Genomic DNA, 22,053 nt, shown 5'->3' on the forward strand with positions numbered 1-22,053 from the left:
CATGACAGATATCTCTCAACTGGTAGAGTCCCTTGTAGCCAAAGCACTTGAGAAAGAACTGATTCAACCTAGTGACGCCATTTATACCAGGAATCAATTACTCGGAATACTGGAAATTAACGGCTTCGAAGAAAATGTCTCTCCAAATTTCGATAGAGATATTCCTGATTTGCTGGACGCATTGACAGATGATGCAGTTCACAGAAAAATTATTGATAATTTATTAGATGAAAGAGAGAAGCTCCAGGCGCTTTTGATGAATGTTTTCTTATCAAAACCGTCTGAAGTTAATCACTTATTCTATCAAAAGTATAAACAGGCACCCGAAAAAGCAACAGACTATTTTTATCAGTTAAGTAAAGACAGCAACTATATTCAAACGAAAAGAATCGAGAAAAACATTCAATTTAAGACAGAATCTGAATATGGGGAACTGGATATCACTATTAATCTATCTAAACCCGAAAAAGATCCTGAACAAATAAGACGCGAACGTGAACTAAAACAGGACTTCTCCTATCCAAAGTGCCTTCTTTGTGCGGAGAATGAGGGGTATGCAGGAAGGATTGGCCATCCTGCACGCTCCAATCACCGAATCATTGAAGTACCGTTGGAAGGAGAAAAGTGGTTCCTGCAATATTCTCCATATGTTTATTATAATGAACATAGTATTGTTTTTGCGAGAGAACACCGGCCAATGAAAATAAACCGTGATTCCTTCTCAAGGTTAACTGCATTTGTAGAAAAGTTTCCACATTATTTTATCGGTTCAAATGCAGACTTACCTATTGTTGGGGGAAGTATCCTTTCACATGATCACTATCAGGGAGGGAATTATACGTTCGCCATGACGAAAGCGGATGATGAATTCACCTTTAATTTAGAGTCATTTTCCGATGTGGATGCTGCTGTAATTAAATGGCCTATGTCTGTTATTCGTTTACGCCACCGTGATCGCCAAAGATTAATCGAGGCCGCTGATCATATTTTAAAAAATTGGCGTGAATACAGTGATGAAGATGCTGATATTTACGCATTTACAGGGAACACCCCGCATAACACTATTACACCGATTGTCCGTAAAAGGGATCAGCAATTTGAAATCGACTTAGTATTGCGTAATAACAGGCAAACAGATGAACATCCGATGGGATTGTTCCACCCTCATGAAGATGTTCATCACATTAAAAAAGAAAATATTGGATTGATTGAAGTAATGGGTCTCGCTGTTCTTCCTCCACGCCTGAAAGATGAAATGGATGATATTAAGAAACATTTACTTGATGAAACTGTTAACATTGCAGAATACCACTATAATTGGGTACAATCTATAAAGGAGAGGTATTCCAATATAACGGATGAAAATGTCCAACATATTATAGAAAAAGAACTAGGGCTCAAGTTTGCTAGAGTATTAGAGGATGCTGGCGTTTTTAAAACATCTGCAGAAGGAAGACAGGCATTTAAGCGTTTCCTCAAACAATTATAAACTTAGCCGGCAGTTGATCAGGAGGAATGACAAATGGAAATGAAAACAGAAGTAATTACAGTAAATGACCAAAAGTGGAAAGAGTATACACTTGTGAACAACAATGGAATGGCAGTGTCTATTCTTGATTTTGGCGGGATTATTACAAAAATTCTCACACCAGATCGTGATGGCAAGTTAGAGAATGTTGTCATTGGTTTCGATAACTATAAGGATTATCTCGATAATCCCGGGTACTTCGGGGCATTAATCGGCCGGGTAGCGGGACGAGTGGAAAACGGTCAATTCGAAATTAACGGCAAAACTTATCAGCTCCCTAAAAATGAAGGAGAAAACCACCTGCATGGCGGAGAACCGGGTTTCCATAAATCTATCTGGTCAGTCGTACCATTTGAAAATACCGAAGAAATCGGATTAACGTTAACATTAAACAGCCCTGATGGAGAAAACGGCTATCCTGGTAATCTTCGTATGACAGTTACTTACACTTTAACAAATGATAATGCACTGTCCATTACCTACGAAGGTGTGGCAGATCAGAAAACTGTTTTAACATCAACGAACCATTCTTACTTTAACTTAAGTGGAAATCTGGAATCAGACATTCAAGAGCATGAGATTACCCTTGACAGCAGTAAATTTGTAGAATTAGATGAGCAATTAATTCCAACTGGTGACATTGTAAATGTTGATAACACAGCATTTGATTTCCGCCAGGGAAGACAAATGAAAGATGGTGTTTCTTCATCATATAAGCAAAATCTAGTAGCAAATCACGGTTATGATCATTATTTCTTATTTGATCATTCCAAGGATGTGAGCGCGGTCGTTCGCGACAAAGAAAGTGGACGTGAATTAAAAGTTATTACAGACCAGCCTGGTGTGGTGATGTATACTTCTAATAATCTGCCGGAAGGATTGAAATTGCGCGAACGTGAATCTGCGCAGTACTTAGGTTTATGCTTAGAAACACAAGCATCTCCTGCCTCTATTCACCATGATGGTTTCCCATCGGTCTGGTTAGAAAAGGATGAGAAATACTTCGCTAAGACTACTTTTGTATTTGGTGTATCTGAATAAGGATAGCTTGTTAATGTGAGGATTATCATTTTAATCGTTCACTACTCAAGTTAAGAATTTAAGAAACCACCCTGATTCTATATCAGGGTGGTTTACATTTGCAAAAAGGAGGGTAATAGTTAAATATTATTCTCTGGTCTGTCTTTTAATAAATATTTGTCTAAAGCTTTTTGCAGGGTTCCCAGTTTTTCTGTCTCTACACCAAATTGTATTCCAGATTCTGTAATTTCTTTAACAACTTCTTTCCGTAATCCCGTAAGGACTGTCGAACATCCCATCATCGAAATCCCATTAATGATATTTAACAGTTCGAGAATAACTTCTTTTTCTAAAGTTAAAATACCTGATAAGTCAATTATTAATGTTTGAATTCTTACATCTGATACCTCTGTTAGAACTTTCTCTTTTACAAAAGAAATGCGACTATTGTCAATCGAGCCGATTAGCGGGAGGATACTAATACTGTCATCGATAGGGATAATCGGTACCGAAAGATTTTCAACTAACTTTTTCTGCTCCTGTATTAAAGCATCTTTATATGTAGAGTAATTTATGAAAAATGTATTTAAAAACATATCTACTCTATTATTGTAATCTGTTTCTAAAGTGAATATTTCGTCAATATTTAATTTTCCGGATAGATCCTGATATTTCTTTATATAGATCCATAGTGCTCTACGAATAGCCTGAATCCATTCTAGCTTAAAAGTTAACTCTATTGACTGGGACGCCCATGCTATCCCTTCTTTTTTTGCAAAGCGCTTCAGATCATCTACTTCCCCATTAATTATATAAGCAACTACCTGATGTGCATTATTAACTAAATCTATATTTCCAATTGTTAAAATCTCATCGATTTTATCTTTTACATTTACGGCTTCGGTAAGTAAAGTTTCTTCAAAATTATTCTTATTGGCATTAAAAAAATCCTTTAAATGAAATAAAGAATCGTATGCAATATCCATTCATAACGCCCCCTGTATTTATAATTTTCCTAAAAATATAAATAATAATACCCTTTATTGGCAATGCCTAAACTTAATTCTTTCATTATTGACGTTAAAAAGCAAATGAACTGCAGACTTTAATATATATAAAGGCAAATTCCTTCCTTTTCCATTCTAACTTGAGAATAAATAGGAGGAGAGAGGTGTTATCCTCTCTCCGGTAACCTGATTTCCGTTTTTGCTAATTCCGCTGCACTTATTTCATTTTTTTGATAGGGAACTAATCTTATCGAAAACCGGAAATCTTCTGTTTTTAATTGGTACTTCTCTAAAACATCTGGTCCACAACTTGCTGAACCAATACCATGTTGTTTGTAGTCAAGATTTAGTGTAATACAACCATCTTCCAATAATTCATACGTATGTTTAGCATGATCTAAATTTCTCATATCAAATGGATGTGCGCTGAAGTCAAATACAGGGGCACCAATAACCATAAGTCCTGTACCACTTTCCTCGTAAAGGGATGCCCATTTAACTTGGTGGCGATTACCGAATTCCTGTGGATACGCATAAGGAGTATACATCTCCTCAACTGTTCTTTTCCATATACCGAACCTGCTCGCCTGCTTACTGTCAAAGTATGCTTCTCCCGGTCCTCTGCCAGACCATGTCACCTGATTCATCTTATCAGGAATCTTTAACTGCAATCCAATTCTAGGTAGGGTTTCAGGTATATTACCGTGAAAGGACCCTTCCGTATTTATTACAATATCACCACTGGAAAAAATCTGATAGGAATAGAATGCTTTTAATCCCCAGTCCAGCTTTGGCGGTGCAATTCTTACCTGGACTTTAACTGTTATACTTTTTTTATCATTACTTATCTCATACTGAAAACGATCTAACCGTTGCGTGAGCCAGTGTAAACCAAATTGCTGCCAATAGGATTTATTACTAACAGGCTTCCATTGACCGGTTGTATAGATATCATTATCAATTAACGCTCGCCAGAAGTTTAATCTTGGTGGCTGCTCAATTAATTTGCGTCCACCTGCAGTCCAATCAGTCAGCTCCCCAGTAATCTTGTTAAATACTACGTTGAAATTATTTCCAGTAACGCTCACCGCTAAGCTGTCTTCGTCAATTTCTATATAACCTGACTGTGGCCGCTCAACAGCCAATGACTTCTTCTCTGTAGATATTAATTCAAACTGTTCCCAGGCTACTTCATGGCCTGCATTTGCCCAATCTGTTTCTTTTGCTGTAACAACTCTTAGATTGAGCCAGTAATCTGTGTTTGCTTCTGCCTCTCCTTGCAGACAGCATGGAATCTCCAGTTCCTTTCTATCTCCTGGACCAGCCTGAACGAGAGGGGTAACTCCACTATTCAATATTTCCCCATCGGCTTCCACACTCCATACTAGTTGAAGATGGTCTAATGATACAAAATCATATCGATTGGTAACTTGCACTATGCCTTTACACAGATCAACTTCTTCCAATTTAACAGGTTCCAACACTTTTTTATACTCATATAACGAGGGCGATGGCGAATGGTCGGACATAACAAGCCCATCCATTACAAAGTTTCCGTCATTTGGCTGATCACCAAAATCACCACCATAAGCAAAAAATTCAATGCCATCCTCAGTAACGGCCCTTATCCCATGGTCCATCCACTCCCAGACAAATCCACCCTGTAATCTTCTATACCGGTAAATGGTGTCCCAATATTCTTTCAGTGCCCCAGGGCTGTTCCCCATCGCGTGCGCATATTCGCATAGGATGTGCGGAGTGGATAGCATATCCTTTTTCCCTAAACGTTCCAGTATCGCAATATCTGTATACATTGTCGTAAATACATCGGAAGATATCGGATCTTCCTGAGGATCCATCCCGCTTTTGTTCATAATTTCGCGGCATTCTCCTTCATAGTGTACAAGTCTTGAAGGATCACGTTCTTTAGTCCACTGATACATCACATCCTGGTTTCTACCGTAACCGGACTCATTGCCAAGTGACCACATAATTATAGATGGATGGTTTTTATCCCTTTCCACCATGCGAATGATTCTGTCCAAATAGGCTTCTTCCCATTCAGGGTCCTTGCTGATCCGGTGCCAGTCCCCCAAATAATCAAATCCGTGACATTCTAAATCAGCCTCATCAATTACATATAAACCATATTCATTACACAGATCATAGAATCTGGGATCATTTGGATAATGAGCCGTTCTAACTGCATTAATATTAGATTGCTTCATCAGTTTTACATCTTCTTCCATCCACTCATAGGGAACAGCTTTTCCAAAGTCGGGATGATGATCATGGCGATTTACACCTTTTAATTTAATTGCTTTCCCATTAAACAGAAAGACTCCATCTACTAATTCAACAGCTCGGAACCCGACCTTTACAGGGATCACTTCAATTATTTTTTCGTCCTGCTTTAATGTAATCAGTAAATGATAGAGATATGGATCTTCTGCACTCCACTTTCTGGGGTTGGTCACCGCTATCTTTTCTTTGATTTCCATGCTGGCAGCTCTTCTGCTCTCATGGATCATTTGCCATTTATGATCATAAAGAGAGAACTCCACAACGTAATCAGCATTTATTTCCTGATTAAACACTGTATTGATACTTAAATAGGCATCCTTGTATTCTTTATCCATGGCAGTTTGTATGAAATAATCATAAATATGGGTTTCCGCCCGTGATAATAAGTAGACATCACGGAATATCCCGCTTAACCACCACATATCCTGGTCCTCAATATAGCTCGCATCAGACCACTGATAGACTTTCACTGCTATTATATTTTTACCTTCCCGAACAAAATCGGTGATCTCAAACTCTGACGGTATTCTGCTGCCTTGACTGTATCCAACCTCCTGCCCATTAACCCATAAATGAAAAGCACTATCCACCCCTTCAAAGCGCAGAAACAATTTTTCTGTTAACCATGATGGATCGATTATAAACTCCCTGCGATAAACACCTGTGGAATTTTCGGAAGGGACTCGTGGCGGATCGACCGGAAAAGGATACTGCTTATTTGTATATTGCGGAATCCCATATCCATTCATCTGCCAGTTAGATGGAACCTCAATCCTATCCCAATCCTCACAAAAATATTTTTCCTTATAAAAGTCATCAGGTACTTCTTCCGGTGCAGAATAATATGCAAATTGCCACATTCCGTTTAAGAGCTGAAAACGATCAGAATTAGCCCTTTGGTAAGTCTTTGCTGCAGACGTATTAGAAAAAGGAACATAGTATGCACGTGCAGGCTGTCGGTTTCTTTGTAAAACGGCAAGGTTTTCCCAATCTCTTTTCTGTTGTTGAACCATTATTCCCAACTCCTTATTAACTGCGGATTTTTGCTAATTTATCCACATATGCTTTTGCCCGTTTTGTTAATTCTGCTAAATCCGATTTACTGTATTTATCCTTCATTTGGACAAGTGAACCTCCCAATCCTGCAGCAACTGCCCCAGCTTCAAAATATTCAGTTAAATTATCCAGTCCTACACCTCCTGTTGGCATAAGCGGTATATGTGGCAGCGGACCTTTAATATCTTTAATATAATCAGGACCAGCCGCCCGTGCAGGGAATACTTTAATTACATCCCCTCCCGCTTCATATGCTGTCAGTATTTCTGTTGGCGTCATTGCACCGGGGATACTTACAATGCCATAACGTTTTGTTATCCGGATTGTTTCTGTATTTACAACAGGGGAAAAAATAAACTGTGATCCAGCCATAATGGCTGCTCTGGCTGTTTCCGCATCTAATACTGTTCCTGCACCGACAATCACTTCTTCTGGTAGTTCATTTCTTAATTGTTCAATCACTTGTAATACTGCTGGTGTATCTACAGTTATTTCTAACGTGTGAATACCTCCATCGTGAAGTGCATTTGCAACAGATAAAATATCTTTAGGGTTTACACCCCGGATAATTCCTACTAATCCATTCTCATATATCTCGTTTAAAACATTCACTCGATTCACTCCTTTATCTGCTTACATCTTCTTTTTCCGGCTTAATGAACCGTTCAATTTCTTCTTTTTCCGGTAATCCTTCGACATCACCATTAACCATTGTCACCATTGCACCGACTGCGTTACCTCTTTTTACCGCTTCTTTCAATTCCAGGCCATCTAATAATCCGGAGATAAAACCAGCTGCAAATCCATCCCCTGCACCTACTGGATCAACAACATGTTCAACCGGAAAACTTTTCACAAATCCAGAGTCTTCTTTTGTAAAGTAATGAGTTCCTTCTTTTCCTGCTTTTAAAATCACCATATCAGACCCTGTTTGAAAGAAATCAGCTGCATAGCCATCCGGCTCTTTATCACCAAAAAGAAATGCTGCTTCACTTAACCCCGGCAATACAATATCTGATTGTGAGGCAATGTGAAGAATAACTTGACATGCCTTTTCCTTATCCTGCCACAGCTTCATTCTTAAGTTGGGATCAAAGATAATCTTCACCTTATTCTTTTTCGCCAGACTGATTGCCTCCATCACTGCTTCATAGCAATTGTCACTTAATGCTGGCGTGATTCCGGTAATGTGTAAAAATTTAGCCTGTGAAATGTATTCCTCGCTAATATCTTCCTTTTCAATCATACTTGCAGCTGACCCTTTACGATAGTATTGCACCCGTACATCTGAGCTATTGCGCAGTTCTTTAAAATAGATGCCTGTAGGAGCATTATTATCTGTTTTCACATACGAGACATCCACACCTTCACCTCTTATAAATGAAGTCGTCGCCCTGCCAAATTCGTCATCGCCAACTTTACTGATCCAGCCTGTTTGATATCCGAGTCTTGCCAGACCAATCGCCACATTGGATTCAGCACCGCCAATTTTTCTCGAAAAAGTTGCAGCATACCTCATCAGTCCATTTGATTGTGGAGTTAACAAGATCATTGACTCCCCTAACGTCACTACATCCATTTACGCTTCCTCCTCTCTACCATTCAGCAACTGTCCCATCCTTGTGGCGCCATACCGGGTTCTTCCAGTTGTGTCGTTTTTCAGCCATTTCCTTTACTCTCTCTTCATTAATTTCTATTCCAAGGCCAGGACCTTGCGGAATTTTAACATGACCGTCCTTATAGTCAAATACAGACCTGTCTAACATATAATCTAATAAATCACTGCCCTGGTTGTAGTGAATACCAAGACTTTGTTCCTGAATAAATGCATTGTGAGCGGTTGCATCTACCTGTAAACAAGCTGCTAAAGCAATAGGCCCCAATGGACAATGTGGTGCGATTGCAACATCATAAGCTTCTGCCATTGACGCAATTTTCTTTACTTCAGTAATCCCACCGGCATGGGATAAATCCGGCTGGATAATATCCACATATCCATCAGATAATAGCTTTTTAAAATCCCATCTTGAATACATTCTTTCACCAGTTGCAATCGGAATACTCGTATGATTGGCAATTTCTCTAAGTGCTTCATTATTCTCCGGTAAAACCGGCTCTTCAATAAACATTGGTCGAAACGCTTCCAATTCCTTTGCCAGTATTTTTGCCATCGGCTTATGGACTCTGCCGTGGAAATCAATACCGATACCAACATAATCCCCTACCGCTTCACGGATTGCTGCAACACGTTCAACTGTCTGGTCAATTTTTTCATAAGTATCTACATATTGTAATTCTTCTGTACCATTCATTTTCACTGCCGTAAAACCTGCATCAACAACAGCCTTGGCTGCTTTTCCGACGTCACTTGGTCTGTCTCCGCCAACCCAGGAATAAACACGGATTGAATCACGGCATGCACCGCCAAGCAATTGATAAACAGGTGCATCAAAGTACTTTCCTTTAATATCCCACAATGCCTGGTCAATTCCTGCAATTGCACTCATCAAAATAGGACCTCCGCGGTAAAAACCTGAGCGGTACATTACATTCCAGTGATCCTCAATACGAAGCGGGTCTTTACCGATTAGATAATCAGCTAATTCAAGTACCGCAGCTTCCACCGTAGCAGCACGACCTTCAACTACCGGCTCCCCCCATCCGACAATCCCTTCATCTGTTTCCACTTTGACAAAACACCATCTTGGTTCAACTAAATAGGTTGTTAGTTTTGTAATTTTCATTTGTTACACACCTTCCTATTTTAGATATCCTAATTTTCTTGAAATCATTTGACTTTGTGCTAAAATTTCTTTTGCAAGTTCACCATTGACCCTGTCTTTTGTCACACGGTCTGCTGGGCCGGCAATACTGATAGCAGCGACTACATTTCCTTCATGATCGAAAACCGGTGCGGCAATACAGCGAATTCCCAGTTCGTGTTCCTGCTCATCAATGGCATAGCCCCTTTCCCGTATCTCTGTTAATTCTTTTCTCAATGCATCTTTTTCTGTAATAGTATAATCGGTAAATTTTCGAAGTCCTTTTTCATCAATTAAATGATTTAGTTTCTTATCAGTGAAACCTGAGAGTAACGCTTTTCCAACTCCTGTACAATGCATAAAGGCCCTTCTTCCAATCTGGGAATACATACGAAGTGTCTGGTCACTTTCCACTTTATCAATGTAAACGACTTCATTTTTATCTTCGATACAAAGATGGACAACTTCACCCGAAGAGACAGCTAAGCTGTTCAGAGATTCTTTTGCTACTGTTCTTATATCGAGATTATTAAGCAATGAGCTTGCAATTACGAGACATTGGATACCTAACTGGTAATGTCCATTTTGCTCATTCTGCTGAACATATCCTTTAGAGACGAGAGTACTAAGCAAACGATGGACCGTACTTTTTGCCAGCTCCATCGTCTTAGACAGTGCTGTCACACTTAACCCTTCAGGAGAATCAGCTAATATTTCCAAAATCTTTAATGTTCGTTCTACTGATTGTACATGAGACATCATCATTCTCCTTCGTTCCATAATACGGAACATGATTCTTCTTTGTGGAACAACTTTATTTTACCGCTCATGACTGATACTCGTCAAGATTTTTATATAGAACGTAAGTACAATTTTGGCTGATAAACAAAAAGGTATTGCGAGCTCCTCTTAAAGGAAGTCCCTCAATACCGGTAACATTTCTAAAAATTCAACCTAATCTATTTAATAAGATAGGTGAAACGGTGCTGGCTAATAACTTAAACTTTTGAACGGTGGCTATTACATACATTGAGCGCTATAAAAAATCCACCTCATTCCATCTTGTGTATTATATATATCTATCTATAAAACTCCAAATAGTTTCCCAATATAATTTTGGATTAACTAATACCGCTTCACCATGCCCTGCCCCTGGAATAATCAGCTTTTCCTTTTCAGTGTCAGCTGCTGCAAACACTTCCTCTACCATCTTAAATGGAACAAACCGATCGGCATCTCCATGAATAAATAACATGGGTAACTCACACTTTCTAAGCTTTTCTAACGCAGAAGCTTCACTCAAATCAAAGCCTGCACGTATTTTAGTAACCATGTTTGCAGCATTAAGTACTGGGAATTTTGGCAACTTAAATAGATCTTTTAATTGGTAAGCAAATATATCCTGAACTGAAGTATAACCACAGTCTTCCACAATGACTTTGACATTAGCTGGCAGATTCTCTCCAGAAGCCATCATTACCGTCGCTCCACCCATTGATATACCAAACAATGTGATCGTCGCATTTTGATTTTTTGCTAAAATCTCATCGATCCATTGCAGAATATCTAAACGGTCGTGCCAGCCCATACCAATATAATCCCCTTCACTTTCTCCGTGTCCACGCAGATCTGGTGCAAGCACATGATAGCCCTTCTCGTAAAAGCCACGAATCCATCTAGTCATAACCGAAGCCCTCGCTCCATAGCCGTGGACGACAATAGCCCACTTATCCGTCATCTGTTCCTGCTCATATATATTCGCATGTAACTTCAGCTGAAGTTTATCTCTGGAAAGAATAGAAATACTTGATGAGGGAACTTGCTTTCTAAATGCATCATCATTATAATTTTCCAACTCAGCAACATCTGGCATCACTGCTTCACTTCTCGCTAAGTTGGGATTGTCCTGAATAAATTTCTTTTCCTTACGGGCATTTAATGCAAAATTGTAAAAATAGTTACCTAGCCAGAAAAAAGCTGCTGTTATTATTACAATAGCTAATAATATGTACACTACTATCATATATTAATCAACCCTCCACCTCTTAATCATCAGATTCATTAAAAGGATAGATATCCATCCCTTTATAAATTCATTTCAAAATACCTCTGTATTTCTCCACATAATTCCATTTATTTCTCTGATTATATCTTACTTTCATTAGAAGCATTTTACCAATAGAAAGATTTGCAATGGTGATAGATTGCAGAAAATTATATAGTATAAGAGCTGGCAGACAGAGATGAATAAGGAACCAGCATTTGGCCAAGTGACCTTTTTCATCTTCGATCCTTTAATAATCAGTTATAATTAGTTATAATCAGTTATATTTACTTATAAAAAAGGGGCATCAATATGTCGAAAAAAATAGTTATCTTCGTCATTACAGCATTCTTCTTTCTCACTAGCTTAGCAGGGTGCACTCAAAATTCAGTATCTCCAGAAGAAAAGGTGGAAATTACTGTGTCCGCTGCTGCAAGCTTACAGGATGCACTAATAGAAATAGCAGCATTATTTGAAGAAAATAACCCTAATATAGAATTGAACTTAAATTTCGGTGGTTCCGGTTCCCTTCAGCAGCAAATATCACAAGGGGCTCCTGTCGACATCTTCTTTTCAGCAGCTGAAGATAAATTTAATAAGTTAATAGATGAAGGGCTGATCGAACAAGAAAACAGTATAAAATTGCTGCAAAATGAACTAGTTCTAATCATTCCTTCCAGTTCTGGTGTCCCTATGACTAGTTTTGAAGATCTATCTTCCGCAGATAAAATCTCAATTGGAACACCTGAGTCCGTACCTGCAGGAAAATATGCGAAGGAAACATTAGAAAATCTGGGAATATGGGATAAACTAGAAAGCAGAATGGTATTTGCAAAGGATGTTCGTCAAGTGCTTACATATGTAGAAACAGGCAATGTGGATGCAGGTATCGTCTATCAAACAGATGCAATGATTTCAGATAGCGTTAAAATAATTACTGCAGCGGAAGCAAATTTACATACTCCTGTTATTTATCCTGCAGGACTTGTCAAAAGCAGTTCGAAAAGAGATGAAGCTGAGCTTTTCCTTACCTATCTTCAATCCGAAGAGACGTTGAAGATTTTTGAAAAATACGGTTTTAAAGGATGGAAACAATAACATGCCGTCGGATTTTTGGTCACCTGTCAAATTATCATTAGAAGTAGCTTCCGTTTCGATCCTCATTGTTCTAATAACAGGTTTATTATTAGGAAGGTTTATGGCCAACAGGAGGTTCAGAGGAAAGTCAGTTGTCGAAACTGTATTTCTGTTGCCATTAGTGTTACCCCCCACAGTAGTCGGTTTCTTATTAATTATTATTTTCGGCAGAAACAGTCTGGTTGGGCAAATGATTGAGGCGGTATACCAGCAACCTGTTATGTTTACCTTTTGGGCAGCAGTGATTGCTTCTACCGTTGTTGCTTTTCCATTGATGTATCAATCATTTAAAACCGGATTGGAAGCAGTCGATCAGGATATTGAGAACGCTGCACGTGTGGATGGTGCAGGAGAATTCAAATTATTTATGTATGTTTCTATCCCGCTAGCTCGCCGGTCAGTGATTTCGGGGGCAATATTAAGTTTTGCTAGGGCATTAGGTGAATTCGGTGCAACACTTATGTTTGCAGGGAACATTCCCGGAAAAACACAAACCACACCGACTGCCATTTATATTGCGATAGACTCCGGTAATATGCAAATGGCATGGTTATGGGTAGCTTGTATGATTGGAATATCCTTTATTATGCTGTTACTGGTTCAACAAACGAAAAGTTAAAAAAGAAATCGAGGCAGAAGTACTAGACTAGTGAAAACTCCAATGCATATAATATGGATTATGTGCAGTAAATGTGTAGAATTGATGTGTGGATATATTGTCGCTCCGGTCTAGTATCCCTCTACAATACTTGTGATAAAATAACCCTTTGTAACATCACATAAGATCTAATATCACCTTTTATCTTGCATTGGAAAGTTATACTTAAAATTAAAATACTCATGAACAGGCCACGTATAAAATGTTCATGAGTATTTTGATATGTTGCTATAATCTTAACTTTCTTACAACAATTGTAGAGTATCATTCCAGCGTAGGCCGATTGTGTTGACTCCTATGGGAACAGGACGAGCTGAAGATCCACTTGGTGAAGCGGGTTTCTTCATCAAGTTAGCTGAAGCCGTCCTCATGGTAAAGAAGACACTGCGAAAGCACATTTTGCTTGAGTAGATGTCGCACTTATGCCCTTGGGTGAAAGCGAAGCAATCGGACGTAGCGTCATACTTGCAATTTAGATATTCCAAAGTTACTGTATTCGTGTTACTGCACATAATCCATATTAGGTGCATTTCATTATTCTTTTTTAGTGTGAAGGCGTGGGGATGCCTTGCTTCTTTATTATTTTTCTACTTCTCTGATCCATACTGTCATTTCGTTTTCGCCTCTGTTACTCCATGCATAGTAAGGGATAGCTTTTACTTCTTTTTCTACCACTGGGACCACTTCTGTTGTATACAATTGATTTTTCACTTTTGTTTTATCTGTCGCTAAAGCTTTTGCCTTAATCGTTGTCACACCTTTCAGTAAATCTGGTTCAAAGGCCGCCTGGAATATTTGATTGGTAAAAATCCGAATATCCTGTAAATTCGCCCCATTATCAGCTTCCTCCATACAGTAAACAAGCGGTCCGCGTTGCAATGCCACTTTACCTGCGTTAACACGAACTTCAGGGTGGGATCGAACAACTTCCACAGGCATGTCAAACAACACTTCCACCACATCGCCATTTTTCCACTCTTTTTCTAATTTGGCATACCCTTTTACAACAGGTGCTTCCATTTCTTGCCCATTCACCTGGAACTTCACTTTATTACACCAGCCGGGAATTCTTATTGCAACAGAGAATTCTGTTGGCTTATCCAGTGACAGTTCAAATTTCACATCCCCAAGCCAAGGATAATGGGAAGTTTGATTAATATTTATCTCCTGATTATCGATTACAAAGGATGTTTTACTGCCAATAAACAAATGAACATATATTTCTGAATTGTTAGCAGAATATATATATTGGCCGAGTGATGCTAAAAGTCTTGCTATGTTCGGCGGACAACAGGCACAGCCAAACCACTGCTGTCTAGTCGACTTTACAGTTCCCATATCATGACGGCAATTAGCAGTGTGAGGCCATACCTCTAATGGATTTACATAAAAATAACCTTTTCCATCAAGTGATATCCCGCTCAGTGCTCCATTGTATAATGCCCTTTCCAAAACATCTGTATATTGATGATCTGCCTCAATCTGTACCATTCGGTGACTCCACATAATCAACGCGATTGCCGCACAGGTTTCCGTATATGCACGATCATTTGGCAAATCATAATCAACTGTAAAACGCTCTTCATATGCCGAAGATCCAATTCCAGCCGTAATATACATTCTTTTATTCACAGTATTCTCCCATAAAGTCCGGCAAACTTCCAGCATTTCATGGTCATTCAATTCATTCGCTAAATCGATCATGCCACTGTATAAATAAGTCGCTCTTACAGCATGCCCTTCTGCTGTTGCCTGCTCTCTTACAGGGAGATGTGCCTGATAGTAATCATATGTTCGTCCACTTGGGTTATCAGGTCCACTTCTCTCTTCCAATTCCCTGTCATAATAATGAACAGGATTTCTTTTCCCTCTTTCCTCAATAAAAAACTGGCATAGGTCGATATATTTTTGCTCTTTCGTAATTTTATATAATTTCATCAATGCTAATTCAATCTCCGGATGACCAGGATAACCCCGTTTCTGACCTTCTCCATCACCCAATACTGTCCGGATATGATCAACCAGTTTACTAACAACCTCCATAATTGCCATCTTCCCTGTTGCTTCGTAATACGCCACTGCTGCTTCAATCAAGTGTCCGGCACAATATAGCTCATGGTCATCTTTTAAGTTGGTCCATTTTTTATCAGGACGGTTGACTGAGAAATAAGTGTTCAGGTAACCATCTTCTTCCTGCGCTTCCTGAATTAATTCTATTACTTCATCCAATATTTTCTCCCATTTCTCATCTTTTTCTATCGACAGAGAGTATGCAACGGTTTCCATCCATTTGTACAAATCACTATCCTGAAAAACCATTCCATAATGCTTACCCTCTTTCCTGCCTGCAGCTATTTCAAAATTTTCAATTGTATGGCTGGGATCAGCACCAGGAATTCTGTCGTTCAGTGCATCCCACTGATATGGGATAATGGATTCCTTGACAAGACCTTTCCATGGGTTCCAAAAGGAGTCATTGATTTTTACATTTTTGTGTGACACAGGATCCATTTTTGCCAACCTTTGTTTCATTTCGATCATTTTCCATACACTCCTCTTTTCGATTAAATTTACTCTTCCTATGATACTATCATTAAAGCCTCACACTGTAAGTAGTGTAAACGTAAGAATAGGTGGACTTTTCTGACATACCCTCATTCTTTGAACTTTAACAAGTTAGCAAAAAGTGATATGATAAATGAAAATATATAGCTAAAGGACTGTCTAAATGGAATATCTGAAATTGAATATCGAAAAACCTGTCCAGTATATTTCAGGTGGACAATTCATTACGAACAAAGAATGGAAACATGAAAAAAGAGTGATTGACAGTTATGAAATGATTATTGGGGTGAATGACACATTATATATAGAACAGGATGGTATAAAATACGAAGTGAAGCCAGGTGAAGTATTATTTATTCTTCCGCATACGATACATAAAGGCTATAAGATTTGCAATAAATTCATTTCATTCTACTGGTTTCATTTTATTAGTGATACCATCTACAGAGGAAAAGAAATTAATGATACTACAGTTTTAAAGATTCGGACTACCCCTGAAATAAGTCACTTAATAAAAGATATATATCTTCCCAGATACGGTTCTCCCATAGCTGTTCAGCGGCTCAATATTTTAGCAAACCAGTTACTGGACGTGGATAATTCCAATTATTACACAAGGATGAGTCTGAACTATTTAATGACTTCTTTACTTATTGAATTGTCCGAACAAACCTTTCTCCATTCCATTAACAGACAAGATAGTTTATCAGAAACTGATATAAACATTCATTTCATACTTGAGTGGACAAGAATCAATGCCTTTGACGGGATTACGGTTTCAGACATAGCAGAACAATTCAGCTACAATAAAGACTACCTTTCCCGGCACTTCAAGCAAAGGACAGGAAAAACACTGCAATCATACCTTCATTCATTGCGAATATCCAAAGCAAAAGACTTACTTACAGGGAGCAGGCAAAATATTAAAGTTATTGCTAACAGGGTTGGTATTGATGATGAAAAATATTTTATGAGATTATTTAAAAAGTATGAGAAAATAACTCCTACAGAATATCGGAAAGCATTCAGCAAAACACACTTAAATAATAAATAAAGAATATTAAACCCCCGTTTCTTCAAGAAGCGGGGGTTGTTTTGTATTATTTTTTTATTACTTTTACATCATAGCTATTCAGCATAACCGATTTAGTAACCTTATCACCAGTAAGCATATCCTCATATTCTTCATCGGACAGATTAATTACTTTCGATTGTTTAGAAAAATTCATCAGGAATACATAATCATTCTCACCATCTGTTCTGACTTGTGCGCTGACATCTTTCGGCAGCAATCCGCCTAGTGCTTTTTTCAACTGTAACTGGTTAGCTAACTCTCCGTAGAAAGCCTGATGAAAGGCGTGATTATTTCTTGAGGCAATATAATAAGCTTTTCCGTCACCTACGTTATTCACAGTTAATGCAGGTCTTCCAGCATAAAAATCGCTCTTGTAGTATGCTAATGCCTCTGCACCTTCTAAATGGATCAGATCACATAATTCCCTTGCTTCATACTCACCTTTTAAGCCAAATCCGTTATTTCCGACAGCTTCAATTTTATTTACTTCACTATCGTAAAGACCATCAATCTCTTCTGACCAGATTCCCAGGGTTTTGCGTAATGGTCCAGGGAATCCACCTAAGAAGCATAAATCATTTTCATCAACAATACCTGACCAGTATGTTGCAACAAATGATCCGCCATTTTGAACAAAATTATCGATCTTTTCCCCAACACCAGGTCTGACCATATATAACATTGGCGCTACAACTAACTTGTATTTAGAGAAATCTTTTTCCATGTCAATGACGTCCACACTAATACCTTGCTCCCAAAATGCCTGGTAATGTTCCCTAACTGTTCTTTCATAATGTACACCGCTATTTCTCGGACCTTGTGCATCCTTCACTGCCCAGCGATTTTCTGTATCAAAAATAACCGCAACTTCAGCTTTAACAGTCGAACCAACTACGGCATCCAGTTTTGAAAGGCCATCCCCTAATTCTTTCACTTCATTGAAAACCCGTGTATCACCATGTCCTGCATGATCAACAACCGCTCCATGGAACTTCTCGCTTGAACCGCGGCTTTTTCGCCATTGGAAATACTGAACAGAATCAGAACCGTGTGCCACTGCCTGTAATGAGGAAAGTATGTGCATCCCAGGCTTCTTCAATTTACTTATTGGCTGCCAGTTTGTCAGACTTGGTGTACTTTCCATTAATAAAAACGGCTTGCCATCTTTTAATGAACGGAACCAGTCATGATTCATCGCTGTCCATGCTGCCAGGGCAGATGCTTCTTGTTCGTCATGCCATGTTGGATAAGAATCCCATGAAACAATATCTAAGTCATCCGCAAATTTGGCATAATTCAATCCTTCAAATGCCTCCATGAAGTTAGCGGTTACTGGCAAATCCGGATTCTTCTTCTTTAGAGGTGAGACCTCATGACGGTAGAAATCCAGTGTCTGATCAGTTACAAAACGCTTCCAGTCAAGATTCTGCCCATGCACCATTGTTTCTCCATGCGGGGCTGGCGACTCCACTTGTGACCAGCTTGTATATGTGTGACTCCAGAAAGTTGTCCACCATGCGTCATTTAGCGCATCCAATGTTTTGTACTTTTTCTTTAACCATTCTCGAAAAGCTTCCTGGCAATAGGGACAATGGCAATCACCGCCATATTCATTAGAAATATGCCAACCAATAACTGCCGGATGATCAGAGTAACGTTCTGCCAATTTCGCATTCATTATAGCGGTTTTCTCCCGATAAACTGGTGAGGTATAGCAGTGATTATGACGCATTCCGTGAAGATTACGAACACGGTTAGCCCTTACTCTCAGTACCTCCGGGTATTTTTCTGACATCCAAGCAGGTCTTGCTCCAGTAGGTGTTGCTAACAATGCATAAATTCCGTTTTCATGGAAAGTATCCAGTAATTTGTCCATCCATTCAAAAGTAAATTTCCCCTCTTCCGGCTCTAATTTACCCCAGGAAAAGATACCTACAGACATAACATTACAGTTCGCTTGTTTCATTAATCGAATATCTTCTTCGAGGACTTCAGGATACTTCTCCCATTGCTCTGGATTATAGTCCGCCCCATGAAGCATTTTCGGTATTTTCTCACTGACTGGTTTGAATTTCATATTGTCCCCCTACTATTAATTATTTATTTTTGAAAAATTTAACGTTATCGATATTAACCCAATTATTAGCTTGGGCATATGAAATAATACCTATCTCACATTGACCATTAGTCACATTAATATCATCAATCTCTATTTTCATCCAATTAGAGGAGCTAACAGGTAATTTCGTTTGAAGTTCCTCTCCACCATAACTCTTTGCATAAATATATGCATTCTCCTGGCCTCCACTATTTAACACCCATGCTGTGAGTGTATAATTTCCATCTTCAAGATTTTTTATTGTTTGATACGTGGAAACACTGTAATCCTCATCACTCCAATGTACAAGCTTATAGTCCCCATTGATACCTGGCCCTTCTACAAATACTGCATTAGTATCAGTACTATCCTCAGCCCAAACTCCCCAGTCTGACGGTGTATTTGTCCAGCCATCAACTTCAAAGTCATTATTGTTTACCAGATTGTTATGATTTGGGTTATCACTGAAAATGGACATACTCTCTAATGCATTACCATTAAAGTCAAATAGTGTTTGATTATCCCATGGATTTGACAGTAAACCTGTGTCACTGTTATATAGCTTACCCGCTTCAGTACCCCAATTAGCACCCTCTACAGGTATCCATGTTGGCTCCCACCAGAAAATACCTCTTCCCCGATTGTTAGGAATGTCTTTTACAATTTCCTTTAAATCATTCATATATTGAATTTGACCTTCCGGGGTAGCAGGGTAACCTCCAACACTCTCTTCTGTTTCAAAAAATGAATTTCCTAATCCATCCCCATCGTCTAAAGTAAATCCATATGCAGTCTCTACAATCATAACATCTTTGTTATACCGCTTACTAATATCATTTAAATTGTAATGTAACTCACCCATCGTGCCATGCCAGAATGGATAATAAGATAAACCAATAATATCGAAATCTACTCCTAATGCAGTTATATTATCAAACCACCATCGATATAAGCTATTATCCCCTCCATGATCAAGATGTAATACTATTTCTATTTCCTCACTCCCAGACACAGCATCTTTAATTCCTGATATCCCCGCGGAGAAAAGTTCTGCTAATTTTGTAAAATCATTAGTACCTTCACCTACCTTACCATCAGTCCATAATATTCCTGATGTAGTCTCATTTCCAACCTGGACCATATCAGGCAATACATTCTCCTGCTTCATACTCTCAATAACATTTTTAGAATACTGATAAACTTGATCCTTTAACCCCGTATATTGAAGGTCTTGCCATGCCTTTGGTTTAGTTTGAGTTCCAGGGTCTGCCCAAAAATCACTGTAATGGAGATCTAATAAAATATTCATTCCAAGTGCTTTAGCTCGCTTAGCTAATGAAATAGTTGTATCTAAATCATTGGTACCTCCACCGTAAGGATTTCCTTTACTGTCATATGGATCCACCCACAATCTCAAGCGCACATAGTTCATACCATTAGAGCTTAATATCTCCATTGCATCTTTCTCTATGCCGTCTTCATAAAACTTCCCCCCTAACTCCTCTACTTCTTCTAACATCGATATGTCTCCACCCGTGATGAATTCATTTGCTAGTAATTCGCGTTCATTTTGATCAATTAGAATAATAAACAAACACACAAAAAAACTAATTACTATTTTTTTTGTCATAATGAATTCTCCTTTTTAAAATAATTTAAACACATTCAATGACTCTAGAGCATTTCCTTCAAAATCAAACAAACCTTGATTCGCCCAGTGATTACCAGTATTTCCTATATCATTCCCATATTTCATTCCTTCCGTGCTTGCCCAGCTTGAATTTTCTACCGGTAACCAGGCTGGCTCCCAATAAACAATTCCTAATCCTTTATGGGTTTGGTTATCAATTTTTTTTACTGTATCCATTAGTTCTGTTAAGAATTGTGCTTGTCCGTCAACTGTGGGTGGATAGCCAGCAACATCTGCTAATTCTTTACTAAAAATACTGCCCTCACCTTCTGGGACTTTATCCGTATAGGCATATGCAGTCTCTACAATCATTAAATCCTTTTCATAGCGCTTACCTATATCTAATAAATTCAATTCTAATTCTTTCAGACTTCCATGCCAATAAGGATAATAAGAGAGACCAATAATATCATAATCTACCTTTCTCTTACTTATCTCATCAAACCAGGTTCTATATAAATTATTTGCACCACCAAAGTCTAAATGCAGAATAATCTTTAACACTGAACTCATCTCTCTAACTGCCTTCACACCAGCATTTAACAACTTAGCTAACTGATCATATGATTTCCTTTTCTCTTCCTCCCTCCATTTCTCAAATTCTCTTTTTTCCCACAGAAATGTTGGTGTTTTTCCATCTGGCCATAACATTCCATTAGTAATCTCATTTCCTATTTGTATATATTCGGGAGTCACCCCATTTTGCATACAAGTAATAAGTACATCTTTTGTATATTGATATACTTTATCTTCTAACTCTTTACCACTTAACTCTTCCCAACTCTTTGGTTTCTGTTGTTTTTTTGGATCTGTCCAAAAGTCGCTGTAATGAAGATCCAGCATGAATTTCATGCCTTTTTCTTTAATTCTTTTAGCTAAGCTTATTGTTGTCGCTAAATCATTCGTTCCACCCAAGTAAGGATTGCCCTTAGCATCGTATGGATCTACCCATAATCGCAATCTAACTAAATTAATTCCTTTAGCTCTTAATATCTCTATCAAATCTTCCTTTCTATGATCTAAGAAATACTCACCTCCAAATGTTTCAATTTCATTTAAGATAGATACATCCACACCTTTTATAAAACCTTGTGTCAAGAAAATCATGC

General features: G+C 38.5%; 16 protein-coding genes. 5 read left to right on the forward strand and 11 right to left on the reverse strand.

Features of this window, described 5'->3' with window-relative positions:
* Nucleotide 1 precedes the first annotated feature (1 nt).
* The gene (galT, locus tag BMW36_RS12425) at nucleotides 2–1,489 is read left to right on the forward strand and encodes a UDP-glucose--hexose-1-phosphate uridylyltransferase (RefSeq protein WP_089741582.1); all 1,488 of its coding nucleotides are present in this window, start codon (nucleotides 2–4) and stop codon (nucleotides 1,487–1,489) included.
* Between the two features lie 33 nt (nucleotides 1,490–1,522).
* Nucleotides 1,523–2,569: an aldose epimerase family protein gene (locus BMW36_RS12430; RefSeq protein WP_089741584.1), complete on the forward strand. Its 1,047-nt coding sequence runs from the start codon at nucleotides 1,523–1,525 to the stop codon at nucleotides 2,567–2,569.
* Nucleotides 2,570–2,688: 119 nt separating this feature from the next.
* Here the strand turns inward: BMW36_RS12430 and BMW36_RS12435 are convergent, their stop codons facing one another.
* The 7 genes from BMW36_RS12435 to BMW36_RS12465 all read right to left on the reverse strand — a co-directional run bounded on the left by BMW36_RS12435 (nucleotide 2,689) and on the right by BMW36_RS12465 (nucleotide 11,700).
* Nucleotides 2,689–3,534 (reverse strand): STAS domain-containing protein, encoded by an 846-nt coding sequence (locus BMW36_RS12435; protein WP_089741586.1) that lies wholly within the window; start codon nucleotides 3,532–3,534, stop codon nucleotides 2,689–2,691.
* A 188-nt stretch (nucleotides 3,535–3,722) separates the two neighbouring features.
* Nucleotides 3,723–6,872 carry a beta-galactosidase, LacZ type gene (gene lacZ, locus BMW36_RS12440; protein ID WP_089741588.1) on the reverse strand — a complete coding sequence of 1,050 codons (3,150 nt, stop codon included), beginning with the start codon at nucleotides 6,870–6,872 and terminating at the stop codon, nucleotides 3,723–3,725.
* A gap of 16 nt (nucleotides 6,873–6,888) precedes the next feature.
* Nucleotides 6,889–7,527 carry a bifunctional 4-hydroxy-2-oxoglutarate aldolase/2-dehydro-3-deoxy-phosphogluconate aldolase gene (locus tag BMW36_RS12445; protein WP_089741590.1) on the reverse strand — a complete coding sequence of 213 codons (639 nt, stop codon included), beginning with the start codon at nucleotides 7,525–7,527 and terminating at the stop codon, nucleotides 6,889–6,891.
* Nucleotides 7,528–7,540: 13 nt separating this feature from the next.
* Nucleotides 7,541–8,494: a sugar kinase gene (locus BMW36_RS12450; RefSeq protein ID WP_089741592.1), complete on the reverse strand. Its 954-nt coding sequence runs from the start codon at nucleotides 8,492–8,494 to the stop codon at nucleotides 7,541–7,543.
* 16 nt (nucleotides 8,495–8,510) lie between these two features.
* A complete protein-coding gene (dgoD, locus tag BMW36_RS12455; RefSeq protein ID WP_089741594.1) occupies nucleotides 8,511–9,659 on the reverse strand; it encodes a galactonate dehydratase in 1,149 nt (382 codons plus the stop codon).
* A 15-nt stretch (nucleotides 9,660–9,674) separates the two neighbouring features.
* Complete coding sequence (locus tag BMW36_RS12460; protein WP_245711671.1) at nucleotides 9,675–10,442, reverse strand: IclR family transcriptional regulator; 768 nt, start codon at nucleotides 10,440–10,442, stop codon at nucleotides 9,675–9,677.
* 304 nt (nucleotides 10,443–10,746) lie between these two features.
* On the reverse strand, nucleotides 10,747–11,700 hold the full coding sequence (locus tag BMW36_RS12465) for an alpha/beta hydrolase (RefSeq protein ID WP_089741597.1): 954 nt from the start codon (nucleotides 11,698–11,700) through the stop codon (nucleotides 10,747–10,749).
* 333 nt (nucleotides 11,701–12,033) lie between these two features.
* Between BMW36_RS12465 and modA the strand changes: the two genes are divergently transcribed.
* Entirely contained in the window at nucleotides 12,034–12,819 is a 786-nt protein-coding gene (modA, locus tag BMW36_RS12470; protein WP_089741599.1) for a molybdate ABC transporter substrate-binding protein, read from the forward strand.
* 1 nt (nucleotide 12,820) lies between these two features.
* Nucleotides 12,821–13,477 (forward strand): molybdate ABC transporter permease subunit, encoded by a 657-nt coding sequence (gene modB / locus BMW36_RS12475; protein WP_089741601.1) that lies wholly within the window; start codon nucleotides 12,821–12,823, stop codon nucleotides 13,475–13,477.
* A 618-nt stretch (nucleotides 13,478–14,095) separates the two neighbouring features.
* On the opposite strand, the gene BMW36_RS12480 is transcribed toward modB, so the two are convergent.
* Nucleotides 14,096–16,057, reverse strand: coding sequence for a glycoside hydrolase family 127 protein (locus BMW36_RS12480; protein ID WP_089741603.1), 1,962 nt, complete (start codon nucleotides 16,055–16,057; stop codon nucleotides 14,096–14,098).
* 187 nt (nucleotides 16,058–16,244) lie between these two features.
* Between BMW36_RS12480 and BMW36_RS12485 the strand changes: the two genes are divergently transcribed.
* Entirely contained in the window at nucleotides 16,245–17,135 is an 891-nt protein-coding gene (locus BMW36_RS12485; RefSeq protein ID WP_089741605.1) for an AraC family transcriptional regulator, read from the forward strand.
* Between the two features lie 46 nt (nucleotides 17,136–17,181).
* On the opposite strand, the gene BMW36_RS12490 is transcribed toward BMW36_RS12485, so the two are convergent.
* The 3 genes from BMW36_RS12490 to BMW36_RS12500 are packed head-to-tail and all read right to left on the reverse strand — an operon-like array spanning nucleotide 17,182 to nucleotide 22,042.
* Nucleotides 17,182–19,233: a beta-galactosidase gene (locus BMW36_RS12490; protein ID WP_089741607.1), complete on the reverse strand. Its 2,052-nt coding sequence runs from the start codon at nucleotides 19,231–19,233 to the stop codon at nucleotides 17,182–17,184.
* A 19-nt stretch (nucleotides 19,234–19,252) separates the two neighbouring features.
* Complete coding sequence (locus BMW36_RS12495) at nucleotides 19,253–20,884, reverse strand: glycoside hydrolase family 53 protein (RefSeq protein ID WP_089741609.1); 1,632 nt, start codon at nucleotides 20,882–20,884, stop codon at nucleotides 19,253–19,255.
* A 15-nt stretch (nucleotides 20,885–20,899) separates the two neighbouring features.
* Complete coding sequence (locus BMW36_RS12500) at nucleotides 20,900–22,042, reverse strand: glycoside hydrolase family 53 protein (protein ID WP_245711672.1); 1,143 nt, start codon at nucleotides 22,040–22,042, stop codon at nucleotides 20,900–20,902.
* Nucleotides 22,043–22,053 lie beyond the last annotated feature (11 nt).

This window comes from Gracilibacillus ureilyticus, from assembly GCF_900111195.1.
Lineage (GTDB): Bacteria > Bacillota > Bacilli > Bacillales > Amphibacillaceae > Gracilibacillus > Gracilibacillus ureilyticus.